Origin of the sequence: Parafrankia elaeagni, from assembly GCF_000374165.1 — a bacterium.
Classification (GTDB): Bacteria; Actinomycetota; Actinomycetes; order Frankiales; family Frankiaceae; genus Parafrankia; species Parafrankia elaeagni.
Genome location: NZ_KB893681.1, coordinates 1 through 3,719, shown reverse-complemented (window position 1 = coordinate 3,719; position 3,719 = coordinate 1). Strand labels below are relative to the sequence as shown.

General features: G+C 68.3%; 3 protein-coding genes and 2 pseudogenes. 1 reads left to right on the top strand and 4 read right to left on the bottom strand.

What is annotated here, in order from left to right; all coding sequences use genetic code 11:
• The coding region (locus tag B207_RS0104395) for an ISAzo13-like element transposase-related protein (protein ID WP_407671361.1) at nucleotides 1-339 on the top strand (339 nt) is incomplete at its 5' end.
• Between the two features lie 215 nt (nucleotides 340-554).
• Here B207_RS0104395 and B207_RS39480 read toward each other — a convergent pair.
• The 4 genes and pseudogenes from B207_RS39480 to B207_RS32490 all read right to left on the bottom strand — a co-directional run.
• A pseudogene (locus tag B207_RS39480) lies at nucleotides 555-671 on the bottom strand (IS3-like element IS1141 family transposase); the annotation flags it as partial.
• A 76-nt stretch (nucleotides 672-747) separates the two neighbouring features.
• Nucleotides 748-1,527 carry an IS21-like element helper ATPase IstB gene (istB, locus tag B207_RS0104390; protein WP_018635308.1) on the bottom strand — a complete coding sequence of 260 codons (780 nt, stop codon included), beginning with the start codon at nucleotides 1,525-1,527 and terminating at the stop codon, nucleotides 748-750.
• Nucleotides 1,524-2,990: an IS21 family transposase gene (gene istA, locus B207_RS0104385; protein WP_154675142.1), complete on the bottom strand. Its 1,467-nt coding sequence runs from the start codon at nucleotides 2,988-2,990 to the stop codon at nucleotides 1,524-1,526. Before istA ends, istB begins: the two co-directional genes overlap by 4 nt.
• A 192-nt stretch (nucleotides 2,991-3,182) precedes the next feature.
• Nucleotides 3,183-3,719: pseudogene (locus tag B207_RS32490) on the bottom strand (DDE-type integrase/transposase/recombinase); the annotation flags it as partial.

Below are 3,719 nucleotides of genomic sequence, written 5' to 3'. Positions count from 1 at the left end.
CCGCTCGTGATGTGCAGCAGGAGCCGGATGAATCGAGAGATTCACGTCCGTGATCTGTGGGGGCCAGGGGCTGAAATGCCCCTGGCTACCCGGCAACACCGGCTGTTCTCCCGGATCACTGCGAACTGGCGCGGCCGGCCGCTGGCCACCTTCCAGACCATCGTCAGCCTCATCGCCAACACGACGACCACCACCGGCCTCACCGTCCGCTGCGAGCTCGATCCCGGCGACTATCCCACCAAGGTCAAACTCACCGAACGAGACAGAGAGAAAATCCCGATCAGCAGGCATGAATTCCATGGGGACTGGAACTACACGATCAACCAACCAGACGATTAACTTATATCAATCCGGACCCTTAGAAGCAATTGAGGCTGGTGCGGAATGCTGAACTGCCTGTTCACAGGTGGTGCGTGAGCGTCGGAGCCATAGTTATTAGTTGTCTGACGGGTCGGTTTTTCGCCGTCTGGCGGGCGGTTTTTCTGCGCTGTGCTCAGCAGGTTTGTTGCTGGCCGTCGAATTCCGGTGGGATGCGCTGTGTTGAGCTGACTCACCTCGTTCGACACCCTGGGCCGGGAATGAGAACGAGTGACACCCAGATCGGCGAGGAGCAACGCGACGGTCTTCGACGTCATCGACGTGCCCCGATCCGCGTGGATCGTCAACTGCTCCCGGCCGATACTGTCAACGGCCAGTTTGTGGTCCCCGCTGGTGGCCAGATAAAAGTCCCCGGCTCCTCGGGGTTTTTCAGGGTGTTTGGGAGTGGGTGCCTCCTCTTTGGTGGGCTTGGCGCATTCGGTGGGATTCTCCTTCGGTCGCGACGACGGTGGCGTGGTGCAGGAGCCGGTCGAGGATGCTGACAGCGGTGGTGTGTTCGGGCAGGAAGCGACCCCACTGGTCGAAGGGCCAGTGGGAGGCGATCGCGAGCGCGCGGCGTTCGTAGGCGGCGGCGACGAGCCGGAACAGCAGCTGCGCGCCGGTGTCGTCCAGAGGCGCGAACCCGAGTTCGTCGATGATGATCAGGTCGTTGCGCAGCGTGGTGTCGATGATCCGGCCGATACTGTTGTCGGCGAGGCCGCGGTAGAGGGTTTCCACGAGGTCGGCGGCGGTGTGGTAGCGGACCTTGTGGCCGGCGTGGACGGCGGCGACACCCAGACCGATGAGGGTGTGGGTTTTCCCGGTCCCGGCGGGTCCGACGAGGGTGAGGTTCTCCGCCGCGCGGATCCATTCGAGGCTGGCCAGGTAGTCCAGCGTGCCGGGTGGGATCGTGGAGACGGTCCGGTCGAGGTCGTCGAGGGTCTTCACGACGGGGAACCCGGCGGCCTTGAGCCGGTTCGCGGTGTTGGAGGCGTCCCGGGAAGTGATCTCGGCTTCCAGGAGGGTGCGCAGGACCTCTTCCGGTGTCCACCGCTGGGTTTTCGCGGTGATCAGCAGGTCGGGGGCCAGGCGGCGTATCGCACCGAGGCGGAGCCGGCGCAGCGCGGTGTCGAGGTCGGCTGCGAGCGGCGGGACGGTGGCGGCGGTCATGACAGTGCGGTCAGGGCGTAGGCGGACAACGGCCGGGTCGCGACCGGGGGCAGCACCCCGGGGAGCAGGTCGCCGGCGGGGCGGGGCTGGGGCAGACCGGGACCGGCCTGCAGGATCGCCCGGACGTCGGCGGCGTGCCAGCGGCGGAACTCCACTGCCCGTTCCACCGCGGCGAGCAGCGGCCCGCGGCCGTGGGCGGCTTCCAGGCCGGCGAGCTCGACGAGGTCCGCCCCCAGGCGGGTGTTCCCTGCCGCCGCGGCACCGGTCAGGAACGCCTCCGCGGCCGGACCGAGCGCGCAGAACGCCTTCTCCGCGGCGGTCTTCGGTCGTGGTGCCCGCGCCGGGGCGGGGCGGGGGCCGCCGTAGTGGGCGTCGAGGACCGAGGCTTCACCGGGGGCGACCAGCCCGTGTTCGGCGAGGATCTCCCCGCTGACCGGGTCGACGATGGTGAGCCGGCCGTCGGCGACCGTCAGGGTGACGGTCGTCCCGATCCACACGGTCGGGACCGAGTAGCGGGCGGAGGCGTAGCGGACACAGGACAGCCGGTCGACCTTGCGGGTCACCGCCCCGGTCGTGCCGGTCAGTCGTAGCGACGGCAACCCGCCCAGCAGCGGCCGTTCCTCGACCAGCCGGTCCGCCGGAACGGCGGCGATCTCGCTGTGGACGGCCGCGTTGACCTCGGCGCACCAGCGGGTCGCGGCCTGGTTCGCCGCGGTCAGGTCCGTGAACGGCATCCCCGGGATCATCAGGTCGCGTTTCGCGTAGCCGACGAGGTTCTCCACGATCCCTTTCGATTCCGGATCCGCGGCCTCACAGAAATCAGGCCGGAACCGGAAGTGCGCCGCGAACCGCACATATCCCGGTGAAGGAACCACGACATTCGCGACGACACCACCTTTCAAACAGCCCATCCGATCCGCGAGGACCGTCTTCGGGACCCCACCCAACGTTTCGAAGCATTCCGCCAGCAACGCGAACGTGGTGCCCGCCCGCTCATCGCCGGCGAACCGAACGAACCGGACCCGTGACCAGGCCAGCACCGCGCAGAACACGTGCAACCCGCCGGGCACACCCCAGTCGATCGCCAGCACGTCCCCCGGTGCCCAGACCGCCGGCCGGCGGCCCCGGTGATGCCCCGCCCGCCAGTCCGCCTTCGCTGCCGCGACCAGCCGGCGGAAGTTCCGCGGTGACCCGTCGTACCCCGCCGTCCGGGCCACCGGCAGCAGTCGCTTCGCGGAGATCCGCCCGCTGGTAGCCTTCACCCGGTCGGCGACCAGCTCCGCGACCGAGTCGTAGTTACGGGCCCGGCGGACCCGAGCTGGACGGCCACCACCCGCCTCGTGCCGTTCGATGATCCTGCGGACTGTCTTCGGGGTCGTGCCACACATCGCCGCGGCACCCCGATACGTGCCCACCTCCCGGTAGGCCGAAATCACGTCCATACGTTCCCTCGCAGACTTCAATAGGAGCTCCTGGGCGGTGCGGTGACTGGCTCGACACCGCCACCGTCACCGTCCAGGCCTCACGCTCCCGGCAGACACGGCATCCCACGAGGAACCGGGACCACACCACGGCCACCAGCGGGGACTCCCACCTGGCCACCAGCGGGGACCTCTACCTGGCCAACAACGAGGACTTTTTCATGGCCATGGACAGATACCCTGCTTGACACAGCTCGCGGTGATGAGGTCCTCCGCGAGAGCCGCGGATTCCCGGTCGGCAATCATCCACCCCACCACATACCTGCTGTACACGTCGATGATCACATACAGATAGAAGTACGTCCACTTCTTCGGCCCGTGCAGCTTCGTGATATCCCAACTCCACACGGCGTTCACACCCGACGCGACCAGTTCGGGTTTCACGTGGGCGGGATGGGTGGCCTGACGGCGACGCTCCCCGGTCTCCCCCCGGGCGGCGAGCAGCCGGTACATCGTCCGCGGNGACGCCAGATAGACCCCCTCGTCGAGCAGGGTGGCCCACACCTGGTCCGGGGACGCGTCGACGAACCGCGGCGAGTGCANCACCTCCAGCACCCGCTCCCGCTCCACCGGCGACAACGCCGCCGGCTGGCGACGCTCCCGGTGCGGGATCGGTGCCGGGCGCACCGGAGCCGGGCTTTTCCGATGCCGGCGGTAGTGCGTGGCCCGGGATCGTCCCATCGCCCGACACGCCGCCGCCACCCCCACCCG

What these genes read in the sequence shown, in the direction of transcription:
- istB (WP_018635308.1), bottom strand. Translation starts at nt 1,527, where the DNA reads ATGACCGCCGCCACCGTCCCGCCGCTCGCAGCCGACCTCGACACCGCG.